Raw genomic sequence first — 14,954 nt, forward strand, 5'->3', positions numbered from 1 at the left:
GGCCGAAAACGTTCCCGCTCGTGGCTTTTCCTCGAACTTTTCTTTCGAGGTGGCTGTCCGTTGCCGGTTGGCGGCGAATGTGCCGTATTGCGTCTCTTACGTGTCTTACGGTTTCGCGCTGTCTGTCAGGTCAGGTCGTCCCCGGCTGGGTTGCCGGTTGTTCATGAGGACGTGCCCGGAGCCTAAATGGTTCATGCCTCGAAGGGAACGTGACGTGCGCTTCACTCCTACGAGGGATCGAACATGTATGCGAGCCTGGACTAGTCTGAGTTGAGACGAGGGTGGCGTGACAACGGCTCTACCAGGCCTCGGTACCCTCTGACCGGTAACCGAAGCCGCGTCCTTACCCCAAAGGACCCCCCTTGAAATTCAGCGAGGAGCGAACCGCGTGACCGCCGAGACGTCCGTGCCGTCCACAGCATTGCTGACAGGAGCAGACCGGGACGGTTCCAACTACACCGCGCGGCACCTGCTCGTCCTGGAGGGGCTCGAGGCCGTCCGCAAGCGTCCGGGCATGTACATCGGGTCGACGGACAGCCGCGGCCTGATGCACTGCCTCTGGGAGATCATCGACAACTCCGTCGACGAGGCCCTGGGCGGGTACTGCGACCACATCGAGGTCATCCTCCACGACGACGCCTCCGTAGAGGTCCGGGACAACGGCCGGGGCATCCCGGTCGACGTCGAGCCCAAGACCGGCCTCTCCGGGGTCGAGGTCGTCATGACCAAGCTGCACGCGGGCGGCAAGTTCGGCGGCGGCTCGTACGCCGCCTCCGGCGGCCTGCACGGCGTCGGCGCCTCCGTGGTGAACGCGCTCTCCGCGCGCCTCGACGTCGAGGTGGACCGCGCCGGGCACACCCACGCGATCAGCTTCCGCCGCGGCGTCCCCGGCGCCTTCGCCAAGCCGGGCCCCGAGGCGGCCTTCGATCCCTCGGCCAGGCTGAGCAAGGTCAAGAAGGTCCCCAAGGCCCGCAGCGGCACGCGCGTGCGCTACTGGGCGGACCGCCAGATCTTCCTCAAGGACGCCAAGCTCTCGCTGGAAAACCTGCACCAGCGCGCCCGCCAGACCGCCTTCCTGGTCCCTGGCCTGACCATTGTGGTGCGGGACGAGGTCGGTCTCGGCGACGGCGGCTCGAAGGGCGAGGAATCCTTCCGCTTCGACGGCGGTATCAGCGAGTTCTGCGAGTACCTGGCGCAGGACAAGGCGGTCTGCGACGTCCTCCGCTTTTCCGGCCAGGGCACCTTCAAGGAGACCGTCCCCGTCCTGGACGAGCACGGCCAGATGACACCCACCGAGGTCACCCGTGAGCTCGGCGTGGACGTGGCCATGCGCTGGGGAACCGGGTACGACACGACGATCAAGTCCTTCGTCAACATCATCGCCACCCCCAAGGGCGGCACCCACGTCTCCGGCTTCGAGCGCTCCCTCACCAAGACGATGAACGAGGCGATGCGCGCCCAGAAGGTGCTCCGCGTCGCCGAGGACGACATCGTCAAGGACGACGCCCTGGAAGGCCTCACGGCGGTCGTCACGGTCCGGCTCGCCGAGCCGCAGTTCGAAGGCCAGACGAAGGAGGTGCTCGGCACCTCCGCGGCCAACCGCATCGTTGCGAACGTCATCGCCAAGGAGCTCAAGGCGTTCCTGACCTCGACCAAGAGGGACGCCAAGGCGCAGGCCCGCGCCGTCATGGACAAGGCTGTCGCCGCCGCGCGCACCCGCATCGCGGCCCGCCAGCACAAGGACGCCCAGCGGCGGAAGACGGCCCTGGAGTCCTCGTCGCTGCCCGCGAAGCTCGCCGACTGCCGCAGCGACGACGTGGACCGCAGCGAGCTCTTCATCGTCGAGGGAGACTCCGCGCTCGGCACCGCCAAGCTCGCCCGGAACTCCGAGTTCCAGGCGCTCCTGCCCATCCGCGGCAAGATCCTCAACGTTCAGAAGGCATCCGTGACGGACATGCTGAAGAACGCCGAGTGCGGGGCGATCATCCAGGTCATAGGAGCCGGGTCGGGCCGGACCTTCGACATCGACGCGGCGCGCTACGGAAAGATCATCCTGCTCGTGGACGCCGACGTCGACGGCGCGCACATCCGGATCCTGCTGCTGACGCTGTTCCAGCGGTACATGCGGCCGATGGTCGAGGCGGGCCGGGTCTTCGCGGCCGTCCCGCCGCTGCACCGCATCGAGCTCAGTCAGCCGAAGAAGGGCCAGGACAAGTACATCTACACGTACTCGGACCGCGAACTGCGCGAGACGCTTCTCGAGCTGCAGCGCAAGAACGTCCGGTACAAGGACTCCATCCAGCGTTACAAGGGCCTGGGTGAGATGGACGCCGACCAACTGGCCGAGACGACGATGGACCCGCGCTTCCGGACCCTGCGCCGCATCAACATCAGCGACCTGGACTCCGCCGAGCAGGTCTTCGACCTCCTGATGGGCAACGACGTGGCGCCGCGCAAGGAATTCATCACGAGCTCCGCGGCGACGCTGGACCGCTCACGGATCGACGCGTAACAGCTCGCGCGCCCCGTCCCAGGGGCTCATCGGGTACGGCAGGAGCCGGGCTCTCCACCCGCGGGTGGAGAGCCCGGCTCCACCCGTCTTCAACCCCTGCGCCGATGTCGTGACCAGGCGGTTTCCGTAGCGTCGAAGGCGTCGGTCCTCCACGGATCGGCTTCGTCCCCGCTCGCCGTACGGAGGCTGACATGTCCGGGCTCACCAACGCACTGGTGATCTGCGCCGTCGTGGTGCTGGTGGTCGTCCGCCAGTTCAAGGCGCAGGAGATCGGCACGGACAGGCGCTGGTGGCTGATACCGGCCGTGCTGGTCTTCATGGCCGTGCGCGAGCCCGGGCTGATCGACCCACAGCACCGAGCGGCGTCCGTGACGCTGCTGGCCGCCGAGGTGCTCGTCGGCCTTGCCATGGGGGCCGGCTGGGCGCGGACCTCCCATGTGTGGACCGAGACGGACGGCACCGCGTGGAGCAAGGGCACCAAAGCCACCGCCGTGGTCTGGGCCGTCGGGATAGGGCTGCGGGCAGGGCTCTTCGGGATCGGCTCGTTGCTGCACGTGCGGCAGGGCACCTCCGGCCTGATGCTGGCCCTCGCGGCCACGCTGCTGGTCCGCAGCGGACTGCTCGTACTGCGCGCCGGCACCCGGCCCTCGGCGTACGGTATGGCCGACGCGGCGCCCGAGCCGATGCGGAAGGAACCCGTGTGAGTGGGGACTGGTGGACAAGGTGGCCCTCCCGGGAGGCCCTCACCTGGGCGGGGATGAGCTTCGCCCGGCTGTGGTTCGTCAGGGTCCTGCGTGTGCTGATCCTCGGGAGCCTGCTGTGGGACGCGTTCCACGTGGACCGCGGCTGGCGGCTGCTGGCCGGGGTGGCGATGGTCCTGGCCGTCACCTTGGTGGGATGGGCGTTCTTCCGAGTCTCGTTCGCCCACCGCCTCTGGCCCTCCTTGGCCCTGATGTCGCTGCTCCTGGCCGCCGCGCTCGCCGCCACGCTCGGTGACTGGCAGGTGCTCGCCATGGTGCTGTGGTGCGGCTCTGCGATCGCGGCCCTGGAACGGCTCCCGATGGTCGCGGCAGGGCCCTGCGTGCTCGTGGCGATGACCGGATATGCCGCGTACAACGGAGACAGCCCACTCATCACGGCGCTGACCGTCGTCGGCCTGGCGCTGGCCGGATACACCCTGCGACTGGATGCCGAAGCCCGGGGCAGCGCCCTCCGGCTGCTGACGCAGGAGCGCGCCGCGCGGGCCGCGGAGAAGGAAACGGCCGCCCTCGCCGAGCGGGCCCGCATCGCCCGCGAGATCCACGACGTGCTCGCGCACAGCCTCTCCGCTCAGCTCGTCCACCTGGAGGCCGCACGGCTGCTGATCGAGGGGGACGCGTCCAAGGAGCAGATTCTGGGCCGGGTGGTGGCGGCGCGGTCCATGGCCAGTGAAGGGCTCGCCGAGACGAGACAGGCCCTGTCGGCGCTGCGCGGGGAGATGACCCCGGTCGAGGACTTCCTGCGTGAGCTCGTCACGGCCGACCGCGCGTCGGTCACCGTGACGGGGGACCGGCGCCCCCTGCCCGCCGAGGCGTCCCAGGCGGTGCGCAGGGTGGCACAGGAGGCCCTGACGAACGTCCGCAAGCATGCGCCGGGCGCGAAGGTCGAGGTGTGCCTGCGGTACGAGAACGATCAAGTGAGGCTCGATGTCAGGGATTCGGGAGGGCAATCACCGGGTGAGCTCGCCGCCTCCGGCGCCGGGTACGGTCTGCTCGGGATGCGCGAGCGCGCCGAGCTGCTGGGCGGATCCCTGGAAGCGGGACCGGGTGAGGAGGGCTTCGTGGTGACGCTGAGGGTGCTGGGATGACGGGGGACGAGACCGCTGCGAAGGCGGCGGACGTCGGTCCGACGGGACCCGTCGAGGGCCGGGAGAAGCTACCCGCGCGGGTGATTGTGGTCGACGACCAGACCGTGGTGCGTGAGGGGATCGTGATGCTGCTGGGGCTGCTGCCCGGCATCGAGGTGGTGGGCGCCGGCGCGGACGGCGAAGAGGCCGTCCGCCTTGTCGGCGAGCTCGCTCCGGACGTCGTCCTGATGGACCTGCGCATGCCCCGGTGCGACGGAGCGGAGGCCACGCGACGTATCCGCGCCAAGTATCCGGGGACACAGGTCGTCGTGCTCACGACCTACGCCGACGACGACTCGCTGTTCCCCGCGCTCAAGGCGGGTGCGCGCGGCTATCTCACCAAGGACGCGGGCGGGGACGAGATCGTGCGGGCCGTCGAGGACGTGCTCTCGGGGGACGCGGGGCTCTCCCCGCGGATCCAGCGGCGGCTCCTCGAGCGGCTGTCGGAGCCGGACGACACGCCGTCGGCCGCTCCGCCCGACGGCCTGACCGCACGGGAGACCGAGGTGCTGGTTCTGATCGCCGAGGGGATGTCGAACCACGAGATCGCGCGGGCACTGCATGTCTCCACCGCGACGGTGAAGACCCACATCAACAACCTTTTCGCGAAGGCGGCCCTCAAGGATCGAGCGCAGGCCGTGCGTTACGCGTACAGACATGGGCTCATCAAGCTGGACAGAGGCTCCGGCATCTGACGTGGCTTCACCTGATGGGGTGAAGAGCATTGAGAGGAGAGTCAGGGATCTTACCGTTCTGTCCATCCTTGGGCACGTGGCCGAACAGGGCCGCGGACTAAGGAGAGTTCGGTGGAGAAGCACGACGGGCCCGACGGCGGGCCGGGCCGGGCCGCCAACGGCCGGGACCGCTCCGGCGACCTGAGAGACCCCTGGTACGACACGCTTGCCTCCGGCTGGGGAGAGCTCGACGGCGCAGGGGCCCAGGCTTCCGTGGTGGCGCCCCGGGCCGCGGCCCCGCAGGGGAGCACGAGCCCGGCCGACATCTACGTGGAAGTGCAGCGCAGCGCCGCCTTCCAGGAAGTGCGCGGTCGGTACCGGAGGTTCGTCGTGCCGGGCGTGGCGCTCTTCTTCACCTGGTACGTCGCGTACGTCGTGGCCGCGACGACGGCACCGGACCTGATGGCCCGGCCGGTCAGCGGCGCGGTGAACGTGGCGATGGTGGCCGGGCTCGGACAGTTCCTGACGACGTTCCTGCTGACGTGGGCGTATGCGCGTCACGCACGGCTGCGGCGGGACAGGGCGGCCCTCGACCTGCGCTGGGCCGTCTTCGAGCAGAAACGGGAGCAGGAGCAGCGGGCGGGGCGGGGCGCGGGGGCGCGACCGGAAGCGATGCCCGCGCAAGAAGCGGTGCCCGCCCGGGAGGTGGAGCGATGAAGGGAGACCACCAGACCCTGGCGCTGCTGCTGTTCGGGGTGCTCGTCGCCGTCACGCTCGCGATCACCACCTGGGCGAGCCGTAAGCGGCACGGTTCGGCGGAGGAGTTCTACGCGGGCGGGCGGCTCTTCTCCCCGATGGAGAACGGTTTCGCCATCGCCGGTGACTACATGTCGGCCGCCTCCTTCCTCGGCATCTCCGGCCTGATCACCCTCTTCGGCTACGACGGGCTGCTCTACTCGGTGGGCTTCCTCGTCGCCTGGCTGGTCGTGCTGTTCCTCGTGGCCGAACTCGTGCGCAACTGCGGGCGGTTCACACTCGGCGATGTCGTCGCCGCGCGGATGAGGGAACGCCCGGTACGGATCGCGGCGGGAACTTCCTCGGTCACCGTGTCCGTTCTCTATCTGGTGGCGCAGATGGTGGGGGCCGGCTCACTGGTGGCGCTGCTGCTCGGAGGGACGAGCGGGGCGGCGCGGACCTGGACGGTGATCGGCGTCGGCGCGCTCATGGTCGTCTATGTCTCGCTGGGAGGGATGCGGGCCACCACCTGGATCCAGATCGTCAAGTCGGTCCTGCTGATGGGCGGGGCGATCGTGCTGACCGTCCTCGTCCTGGTGCGTTTCCACGGCGACTTCGACCAACTGCTGCGGACGGCGGCGGACCGCAGCGGTCACGGCGACCGGTTCCTCGCGCCCGGTCTGAAGTACGGCGGGGACTGGACCGCGCGCCTCGACTTCATCAGCCTCGGCCTCGCCCTGGTTCTTGGCACCGCCGGTCTTCCGCACATCCTCTCCCGCTTCTACACCGTGCCGACCGCGCGGGCCGCCCGCCGTTCGGTCGTCTGGTCCATCGGTCTCATCGGCAGCTTCTACCTGATGACGATCGTGCTCGGGTTCGGCGCCGCCGCCGTCGTCGGCCCCGATGCGGTGCGTGGCTCGAATGCCGCGGGCAACACGGCAGTTCCGCTTCTCGCGTTCGATCTCGGCGGCGGCGCGCACACCACGGGCGGAACGGTTCTGTTCGCGATCGTCGCCGCCATCGCCTTCGCCACGATCCTCGCGGTGGTCGCCGGCATCACGCTCGCCTCGTCGGCGTCCGTGGCCCACGACCTGTACGCCTCCTTCCGGCGGCGGAACGCGAAGCCGCGCAGCGAGGTGGCGGTCGCCCGTCTCTCCGCCGCGGGGATCGGAGTGATCGCGATCGGCCTCGGCCTGCTGGCGCGCGATCTCAACGTCGCCTTCCTGGTGGGCCTCGCCTTCGCCGTCGCGGCGTCCGCCAATCTTCCGGTGCTGCTCTACTCCCTGTTCTGGCGGAACTTCACGACGCGGGGCGCGGTGTGGTCGGTCTACGGGGGACTGCTGCCCGCGCTCGTGCTGGTGGTCCTGTCGCCGGTGGTCTCCGGAGGACCGCACTCGCTCTTCCCGGGGGTCGACTTCCAGTACTTCCCTCTGGAGAACCCGGGCCTCGTCTCCATCCCGCTGGGCTTCCTCGCGGGGTGGCTCGGCGCCGTCACCTCGCGCGAGGCGGCGGACGAGGTCAAGCACGCGGAGACGGAGGTGCGGTCGCTCACCGGTGCCGGTGCGGCGTAACGATTCCCCCCCTCGGGAAAGGGGTGGCCCGCTCGGCATGCCGGGCTCCGAGGGCGTCTCAGACGCTGGCCGCCCACTCGTAGCGGTGCTCGGGGCGGCCCGTGTCGCCGTACTTGAGGCTCAGCCTGACCCGGCCCGTGCGCTCCAGGAGCTTCAGATAGCGCTGTGCCGTCTGTCGGCTCAGTCGTGTGCGGTCCGCCAGCTCCTGGGCCGAGAGCGGTGCCTCCGCGGCCATCAGGGCCCGGCGCACCAGCTCCGCCGTCGTGGGGGAGTGCCCCTTGGGCAACTCGGGCACGGGAGTCGACGATAGGGCGCTGAACATGCGGTCGACCTCGGCCTGCTCGGCCTCGCCTCCGTCGTCCAGGGTGCGGCGCAGCGTGGCGTACGCGTCGAGCTTCGCGCGCAGTCCCGCGTAGGAGAACGGCTTCACCAGGTACTGGAGTGCGCCGTGCCGCATCGCCGCCTGAACCGTCGCGACATCGCGTGCCGCGGTCACCATGATCACGTCGGTCTGGTGGCCCCGCTCCCGCAGGCCGCGTACGACGGAGAGGCCGGTCTCGTCCGGCAGGTAGTGGTCCAGCAGCACCAGATCGACGGGGACGTCCTCGATGGCGCGCAGGGCCTCGGCGGCGTTGTGCGCCTTCGCGGCCACCCGGAAGCCGGGGATCTTCTCCACATAGGCGGCATTGACGTCCGCGACGCGGATGTCGTCGTCCACGACGAGAACCTCGATCATCGTGGCTCCTCGGGGACCTGGGTCATCGTCGCTCCTTCGTGGTGTGGGACGTCGTGCTCCTCCGCCGCGGCGATCCCGGGTTCCGTCAGCCCCTCGGGCAGTACGACGGTGAACTCCGCGCCGCCGTCGGGCGTCTCGCCGACACGTGCGCTGCCGCCCTGCCGTTCGGCGAGCCTGCGCACCAGGGCGAGGCCGATGCCCCGCTTGCCGTGCGCGGGGGGTTCCTTGGTGGTCCACCCCTCCGTGAAGATCGTCTCTCGCTGTTCCGCCGGGACTCCCGGGCCGGAATCGCGCACCTGGAGGACCACGGTGCGTCCTTCGGTGCGCAGATCGACCTCCACGCGTGCGTGGCGGGTGCCGACGGCGACGTCGAGGGCGTTGTCGACGAGGTTCCCGACGATCGTGACGAGACCGCCCGGATCGACGAGGCGGTCCGGCAGAGTGGTGCCGCGCGATACCGAGAGAACGACGCCGCGCTCCGCCGCCACGGTCGCCTTGCCCACCAACAGGGCGGCGAGCAGCGGGTCGTGGATCTTCTCGGTGATCTGCTCGGCGGTCACCCGGTGGGCGCCGGCGACCTCGCCGACGAACTCCGCGGCTTCCTCGTACATCTCCAGTTCCAGCAGCCCCAGGAGCGTGTGCATGCGGTTGGCGTGCTCGTGGTCCTGCGCGCGCAGGGCGTCGATCAGGCCACGGGTGGAGTCGAGCTCACGGCCGAGTTGTTCGAGTTCCGTGCGGTCGCGCAGGGTGGCGACGGCGCCGCCGTCGTCGGTGGGCATGCGGTTCGCGACGAGGACGCGCTGCCCGCGCACGGTCAGCAGATCGGTTCCGGTGACCCGGCCGGCGAGCACGTCGGTCGTGCGTCCGGCTCCGAGCGCCTCGTCGAGCGGCTGCCCGATCACCTCCGTACCCAGCCCTAGGAGGCGCTGCGCCTCGTCGTTGAGCAGCCGGATGCGGCCTGCCCGGTCCAGCGCTACCACTCCCTCACGGATGCCGTGCAGCATCGCCTCGCGCTCCGCGAGCAGCGCGGAGATGTCGGAGAAGGCCAGATCACGAGTCTGTCGCTGCACCCTCCGCGAGATCAGGTATGCGGCGAGCGCGCCGACGCCGAGGGCCCCGCCCGCGTAGGCGAGCAACCCGGGGATCGAGTGGACGAGACGGGCCCGCACGCTGTCGTACGCGATGCCTACGGAGACAGCGCCCACGATGTCTCCGCCCGCGTCCCGCAACGCCACCTTGCCGCGGGCGGAGCGCCCCAGCGTGCCGTTGTCGATCTCCATGACGGCACGGCCCGCGAGGGCGTCGGTGGGGTCCGTCGAGACGACCTTGCCGATCTGGCCGCGGTCGGTGTGGGACCAGCGCACGCCTTCCTTGTTCATGATCACTACGTACTCGGCGCCGCTGGCCCGGCGGATCCGCTCGGCCGCCTTCTGGACGGGGCCGTCGGGCGTGGGCCCGGACGCCGACAGGTCCTCGGCGATGCGCGGCTGGGCGGCCGTCGTCTGCGCGATGGCCAGCGCGCGGCGCATCGCCTGGTCGTCGAGCTGGTCGCTCAGCGGCGCGAGGAAGAGGCCGGTGGCGAGCACCGCGACCCCGGCAGCGATGGCCAGCTGCATGAGCAGCACCTGCGAGAACACACGCCGCGGCAGGCCGAGGCGTAGGCGTCGCGCGGGGGAGGTCGGGCTCATGTGTACGAACGGTACGGCCGCGACCCGGCTACTTCGAAGCCACTGTGGCGGGGATCTCGTACGTGGGTCCGTCGGCACCCTCGGGGATCGTCCGCACGGCCAAGACGTCCATCCGCGCGGGCGAGCCGAGCGCCGCACCACAGCTCTCCGGGCGGGGCGGCAGCGACGCCTCCTGCGCGACGGTGACGCGCCACCTGCGGCCGTCGGCGTGCGCGACCGTCACCTCCCAGGACGGAGCTTTTCCGTCCGCTCCGCCTGCTCCGTCCGCTCCGCCTGTTTCATCCGCTCGGCCCGCTCCGGCCGCTCTCTCCGTTGTGACGACCCTCAGGGCGTCGGCCGCGTCCTCGCCCGTCGCTTCGCGCACGGCGAGCTCGGCGGCCTGCCCGGGCCGTTCCCAAGCCGAGTTGCCCCGGCAGCCCTCGGTGAGGACGCGGCCCGCGCGGGCCGCGTTGAGGATCTCCTTGACGGCAGGTGTCTCCATGCGGCCGTACGCGTATCCGTAGGGCAGCACGAGCAGGGTGGGCGAGAAGCGGTGACCGCCCAGGTGGGTGATTTCCCAGGTGCCCTCTGCCCCCGAGGCGGTGAGCGCGGCGGCGAGCGGCCGCCCGAGGAGGGCGCAGCAGCGGTCACGCTTGCCGTTCGTGCAGACGAGCGCGAGCGGATCACCGGTATGGGGGGCGCCGAAGCCGCCGTGGTCACCCGCGCCGAGGGCGGCGAAGTCGAGGTCCAGCAGTTGACGGGGATCGTCGAGCACGGTGCCGCGCAGCCACGTGCGGCCGGGGACGGTGTGCGCTGCGTAGACCTGGTGCCGGGCCGTCGCGTGGCAGTCCGCGTGCCGTCCGGAGCGGCGGATCAGGGCGATGCGTACGCCGGTGCCCTTGGCCGCCTTCTCGAGGGCGCGCCCGAGCTCCGGGTCGAGATGGCTGGACGTCAGCGCCTTGCCGCCCCAGGGGCCAGGCTGTTCCAGCAGGAGCCACGTCCGGGCGGTGGCCGCGGTCCCCGCGAGAGGCTCGGCCAGGTCCCGCGAGGCAGTCGCACACGTACTCACGCAGGCGAGCCTAACCTGAGCTCCTTCCCGAGCCCTTCAAGCACCGTCTGCCGTCGTCGGTGGGGGCCTGGGGTGGTGTGGGTGCCGCGGAGGCCGTCACGTCGTCGCAGCGGCCTCCGGGGAGGGCATTGGCTGGGGCGGACGCAGACCGACGTACTGACCACTGGGACGCATCCGCAGCGGGCGCTCCTCGTACTCCTCCAAGGCGTGCGCGATCCAGCCGGCCGTCCGGGCCACCGCGAAGATCGTCTCGCCCGCCTCCGCCGGCATCCCTGTGGAGGCCGTGAGGACGGCCAGGGCGAGGTCGACGTTGGCACGCAGGTCGGTGTGGCGGGCGGTGGTGGCGACCACGTCGCGGGCCGCCGCCAGGGCGGGGCCGGCTTTCGGCATCACCTCCAGGAGGGCGAACAACGCCTGCGCGCGCGGGTCCTCACCGGGGTAGAGCCGGTGGCCGAGCCCCGGGACCCGGCGACCCGCGCGGAGTTCGTCGGCGACCACGGGAGCCGCGCTGCCCCTGTCGAGCACGTCGAGCAGCATGCGATGGGCGAGCCCGCTCGCCGCGCCGTGCAGGGGGCCCTCCAGGACGCCGAGTCCTGCGGACACCGCGGCGTAGGGGTGGGCGCGCGCCGAGGCCGCGACGCGGACGGCGAGCGTCGACGCGGCGAGATCGTGATCGACGAGCAGCGCGAGTGCCGTGTCCAGGGCGTGCAGTGCGGCCTCGTCGGGCTTGATGCCGGTCAGCCGGGCCCACAGGCGGCGGGCCAGCGGGCCTGCGTCGCTGTGAGTGGGCAGGACAGGCGGAAGCGCGGTGACGAGGGTGGGGATGAGGGTGCGCGCGGTGCCGATGACGGCGTCTTCGGAGAGGTCGAAGCGGAGCGGGTCGGCGGCCGCGGCGGAGATGGCGGCGACGCGCAGCCGGTCGGTGGGGCCGCTGTGCTCGGGCAGCGCGTCGACGGCGCGGCGGGCCGCGGCGGCGGTCTCCTCGGGTGCGGCGAACTCGACGCCGGGGCGCAGGACGCCGGTCCACAGCCACTCGGCGACCTCTTCGTAGGAGTGGCTCAGCGCGAGCTCCGTGGCGTCGACACCGCGGTAGTAGTAGTGGTCCTTGTCGATGAGTGTGATGCGGGTGCGTACGGAGAGCTCGTTGGCGGTGGTCGGTGCGGCGGGTTCGCGCCGGTTCCTGCGGGCCAGCGCCTCGACCTCCCTGGCGTCGAACGTGCTGCCCCGTGAGCCCGGCCCGCGGCGGCTGCTGAGCTGGCCGCGGCTCACGTACGCGTACACGGTCTCGGGTTTCACGCCGAGCAGTTCGGCGGCTTCCTTGGTGCTGAGCCGCCGGCTTTCGTGCGTGGTTCCTTGATCCGTCATAGGCGTCACCGTATCCGCATCTCGATACCTGTACGTTCATATTGATCGAGTCAATATTGACACCGTGTGAGTCAAGCATGGACAGTCGAATCAAGTCCAGGGAGGAAGTCGAGGAAAAACATGCCGATCAATGGCTCCGCTGCCGCCCCCACCGAGCCCGTCGAGGTCCCACGAGGACTCGCGGGTGTCGTCGTCACCGAGACGGAACTCGGAGACGTCAGGGGGTACGAGGGCTTCTACCACTACCGCCAGTACTCGGCCGTCGAACTCGCGCAGCACCGCGGCTTCGAGGACGTGTGGCACCTGATGTTCCACGGCGAGCTGCCCGACTCCGGGCAGAGCGCCGCGTTCACCGCGCACACCGCGTCGCTGCGCCACCTCCCGGCGGAGGTGCGCGAGGCGCTGCCGGCCATAGCCCGCGCCAGCGTCCTGTCGGGCCCGCTCTCCGGGCTGCGCACCGCCCTGTCCCTCTTCGGTGCGTCGAAGGGCTTCCGCCCGGTGTACGACATCGACGACGACCGCCGCCGCGCGGACGCCCTGGCCGCGTCCGCCGTCGTGCCGACGCTGCTCACCGCGCTGTACCGGCTCGGCCAGGGCCTCGACCCGGTGGAACCGCGCGACGACCTCTCGTACGCCGCCAACTACCTCTACATGCTCACCGGTTCGCAACCGGACGCCGCCCGCACCCGGGCCGTCGAGCAGTACTTGATCTCGACCATTGATCACGGCTTCAACGCGTCAACATTCACCGCACGGGTCATCACCTCGACGGGCGCGGATGTGGCGGCCTGTCTGGTCGGCGCGGTCGGAGCCCTGTCGGGCCCGCTGCACGGTGGCGCTCCGAGCCGGGCTCTCGACACCCTCGACGCGATCGGTACGCGCGATCGCATCGACGGCTGGATCCGCGAGCGGGTCCTCGCCGGGGACCGCATCATGGGCTTCGGCCACCCCGTCTACCGCACCGAGGACCCCCGCTCCCGCATGCTGCGAGGCATCGCCCAGCAGTTCGGCGGCGACATGGTGGAGTTCGCGGTGGAGGTGGAGCGACAGGTCGAGGCGATCCTCGCGGAGCTCAAGCCGGGCCGCGAGCTTCACACGAACGTGGAGTTCTACGCGGGCGTGGTCATGGAACTGTGCGGCCTGCCCCGCGAGATGTTCACGCCGACGTTCGCGTCGGCAAGGGTCATCGGCTGGAGCGCCAACATCCTGGAACAGGCGCGCGACTCAAAGATCATCCGGCCCGCGGCACGGTATGTGGGGGTGGTTCCTCCGGTGCCGGTGCCCGCACTCGACTGACCGGGACCAGTCAGGGGGCAACATTGAGGGGCGCCGACACAGCGTCGGCGCCCCTCAATGGGCGTGCAGTCGAACGAGTGATGCGTGGCCGTCAGGCGTCCGGGATGTCCGCCTTGGCGCGGATCAGGGTCTCGCGGGAGATCGTGACGATGCGTTCGTAGTCGGCGCGCGAGGCGTCCTCAGGGAGGTCGGCGTCCAGCTTGGCTGTGACGTCGGTACCGATGACAGCGAAACTTCCGTCGGTCAACTCGAAGATATCGGGACAGTTCTGGCCCGTCGCGCAACCACGAGCGCGGGGAGACGCCCCGATACGACGGATGATTCGGCTCACTGTCGTTATCCCTTTGATCTCGCGGCCGACGTATCTGGAGCCGCCGCGTTCGAGACCTGGATGAAGGGGGCTCGCAGACAGCAGCGCTGAACACCGGCGCTCTTGTAGTGGTGAAAGGCTGGCGTTCACCGATGGGCACTGAAAAACGTCACGTGCCACATTTGGTTACGGGCCCTCTCGCGCGACGAGCACGATGTCCCCCGTGTGGATCAAGTGCCCCCGACGCATGGCCCCGCACGCGCCTCCGACCTGGCCTTATGCGGGCGGTGGCTCGCCCACGACCCACCACTCGTCGATGTCCGCCTCCTCCAGTTGCTGCAGGAGGTCATCGACCATCAGGCCCAGTTGGGCCTCCTCGGTGGCGCTGTCCAGCGTCGCGCGATGAGGCTGCGTCGCGTGCCAGTACTCCCGGACGATGGGATTCTGGAGCATGCCGCGGGCGTAGCCGAAGAACTGGTCCCGGGTGAAGTTTCCGATGCGGTAATTGAGCACCATGTTGGTGTACATCGCGTTGGCGTAGAGGTACTGCCGTTGCCGCTTCGCGGAGACGCCCTCTCCGTAGGCGTCGAGGACCTCGGCGAGGTCGGCGTCGTCCATGGCCTTGCTCAGCAATTCCCAGTGCAGCCGCTGCTGGTACGTCAGGTTCGCGTGGCGCTGGGCTCGCGCGGTGCGCTCCAAGTGCTCGAGCCGAGCGTTAAGCGCGTCGAGTGAACGTCGCTGTGCGGCCGTGGTGGCGACGGCTCCCGCGGCGATGCCGAGCCCTGCTGTGACAACGCAGCGCAGCATTTCTGCCGCGTGCATCTTTGTGAACATGTCAACCCCCGATTCGGGCGACCGTCCGCCGGTCGTCGGGTGCGGGTCGACAGGGAGCGGACCGGCGAGCGGTGGGCGATGCGCTTGCCGTCTCCCAGGGTGCCGAGCGGCTCTGATCGGCGGGGGAGGCGGAGAGGAGGCGCACGGAGGGAAACGGTGGTCTGACAGCCCGGCGCCGTGCCTAACGTGTGCCCCGCGAGCGCCGCTAACAATCGTTCACTCCGCGGCCCGACTACGCGTGCCTATCCTGGCCCCGTCTTCATTCGTCGTACGGCATCCGTAGCGGTCCGTACCAGCGTC

At 70.2% G+C, this 14,954-nt stretch carries 13 protein-coding genes; 7 read left to right on the forward strand and 6 right to left on the reverse strand.

Annotation, left to right across the window (positions count from 1 at the left end; all coding sequences use genetic code 11):
* Positions 1-388: 388 nt before the first annotated feature.
* From AC07DO_RS15305 to AC07DO_RS15330, 6 genes are all read left to right on the forward strand, one after another.
* On the forward strand, positions 389-2,512 hold the full coding sequence (locus tag AC07DO_RS15305) for a DNA gyrase/topoisomerase IV subunit B (RefSeq protein WP_479059888.1): 2,124 nt from the start codon (positions 389-391) through the stop codon (positions 2,510-2,512).
* 191 nt (positions 2,513-2,703) lie between these two features.
* A complete protein-coding gene (locus AC07DO_RS15310; protein ID WP_479059890.1) occupies positions 2,704-3,216 on the forward strand; it encodes a DUF1453 domain-containing protein in 513 nt (170 codons plus the stop codon).
* Positions 3,213-4,358: a sensor histidine kinase gene (locus tag AC07DO_RS15315; protein ID WP_479059891.1), complete on the forward strand. Its 1,146-nt coding sequence runs from the start codon at positions 3,213-3,215 to the stop codon at positions 4,356-4,358. Before AC07DO_RS15310 ends, AC07DO_RS15315 begins: the two co-directional genes overlap by 4 nt.
* On the forward strand, positions 4,355-5,092 hold the full coding sequence (locus AC07DO_RS15320) for a response regulator transcription factor (protein ID WP_479059893.1): 738 nt from the start codon (positions 4,355-4,357) through the stop codon (positions 5,090-5,092). Before AC07DO_RS15315 ends, AC07DO_RS15320 begins: the two co-directional genes overlap by 4 nt.
* A 111-nt stretch (positions 5,093-5,203) precedes the next feature.
* Positions 5,204-5,788 (forward strand): DUF485 domain-containing protein, encoded by a 585-nt coding sequence (locus tag AC07DO_RS15325; protein WP_479059894.1) that lies wholly within the window; start codon positions 5,204-5,206, stop codon positions 5,786-5,788.
* Positions 5,785-7,377, forward strand: a complete 1,593-nt coding sequence (locus AC07DO_RS15330) for a solute symporter family protein (RefSeq protein WP_479059895.1) — start codon at positions 5,785-5,787, stop codon at positions 7,375-7,377. The genes AC07DO_RS15325 and AC07DO_RS15330 overlap by 4 nt, the downstream gene beginning before the upstream one ends.
* Before the next feature lie 58 nt (positions 7,378-7,435).
* On the opposite strand, the gene AC07DO_RS15335 is transcribed toward AC07DO_RS15330, so the two are convergent.
* The 4 genes from AC07DO_RS15335 to AC07DO_RS15350 all read right to left on the reverse strand — a co-directional run bounded on the left by AC07DO_RS15335 (position 7,436) and on the right by AC07DO_RS15350 (position 12,214).
* The gene (locus AC07DO_RS15335) at positions 7,436-8,113 is read right to left on the reverse strand and encodes a response regulator (RefSeq protein ID WP_479059897.1); all 678 of its coding nucleotides are present in this window, start codon (positions 8,111-8,113) and stop codon (positions 7,436-7,438) included.
* The gene (locus tag AC07DO_RS15340) at positions 8,110-9,801 is read right to left on the reverse strand and encodes a sensor histidine kinase (RefSeq protein WP_479059899.1); all 1,692 of its coding nucleotides are present in this window, start codon (positions 9,799-9,801) and stop codon (positions 8,110-8,112) included. The genes AC07DO_RS15335 and AC07DO_RS15340 overlap by 4 nt, the downstream gene beginning before the upstream one ends.
* Positions 9,802-9,829: 28 nt before the next feature.
* Positions 9,830-10,849: a sucrase ferredoxin gene (locus AC07DO_RS15345; protein ID WP_479059901.1), complete on the reverse strand. Its 1,020-nt coding sequence runs from the start codon at positions 10,847-10,849 to the stop codon at positions 9,830-9,832.
* Between the two features lie 96 nt (positions 10,850-10,945).
* Complete coding sequence (locus tag AC07DO_RS15350; RefSeq protein WP_479059903.1) at positions 10,946-12,214, reverse strand: citrate synthase family protein; 1,269 nt, start codon at positions 12,212-12,214, stop codon at positions 10,946-10,948.
* A 120-nt stretch (positions 12,215-12,334) separates the two neighbouring features.
* On the opposite strand from AC07DO_RS15350, the gene AC07DO_RS15355 reads away from it, so the two are divergent.
* Complete coding sequence (locus AC07DO_RS15355) at positions 12,335-13,510, forward strand: citrate synthase/methylcitrate synthase (RefSeq protein WP_479059904.1); 1,176 nt, start codon at positions 12,335-12,337, stop codon at positions 13,508-13,510.
* 91 nt (positions 13,511-13,601) lie between these two features.
* Here the strand turns inward: AC07DO_RS15355 and AC07DO_RS15360 are convergent, their stop codons facing one another.
* The gene (locus tag AC07DO_RS15360; RefSeq protein WP_479059905.1) at positions 13,602-13,841 is read right to left on the reverse strand and encodes a hypothetical protein; all 240 of its coding nucleotides are present in this window, start codon (positions 13,839-13,841) and stop codon (positions 13,602-13,604) included.
* Positions 13,842-14,096: 255 nt separating this feature from the next.
* Positions 14,097-14,642, reverse strand: coding sequence for a DUF6082 family protein (locus AC07DO_RS15365; protein WP_479059907.1), 546 nt, complete (start codon positions 14,640-14,642; stop codon positions 14,097-14,099).
* Positions 14,643-14,954: the final 312 nt, after the last annotated feature.

The sequence above is a fragment of the Streptomyces sp. NPDC045678 genome (assembly GCF_056432085.1).